Source organism: Pandoraea sp. PE-S2T-3, assembly GCF_002179965.1.
In the GTDB taxonomy this organism is placed as follows: domain Bacteria; phylum Pseudomonadota; class Gammaproteobacteria; order Burkholderiales; family Burkholderiaceae; genus Pandoraea.
In genome coordinates this window covers 1-254 of sequence record NZ_NGUQ01000030.1, presented here as the reverse complement: position 1 = coordinate 254, position 254 = coordinate 1, and the positions used below count along the sequence as shown (strand labels likewise).

Sequence of the window (254 nt, the reverse complement as noted above, 5' to 3'; positions counted from 1 at the left end):
ACGTCACCCAGTGGAACCAGGAAGCCAGCGCACTTTCCGGGACCCGCCTGGACGAGGCACTGAACCAGCCGATCTTCCTCGCCTTCCAGCCGCTCAAGCCGTTCCTGCCGCAGATCAAGGCCACGGTAGAGCAACACACCGTGGAGCGGATCGAGCGCGTTACCTGGGTCAAGGATGACGAACCCAAGCACTACGCCCTGACCTTCTACCCGTTGATGGGCGGTGCCGGGCGCGGCGTGGTGATCCGGATCGAC

General features: G+C 64.2%; 1 protein-coding gene. It reads left to right on the top strand.

The genetic code is table 11. The annotated features are described in order from the left end of the window. On the top strand, positions 1–254 hold a 254-nt coding region (locus CDV46_RS18635), incomplete at both ends, for a PAS domain-containing protein (RefSeq protein ID WP_140413420.1).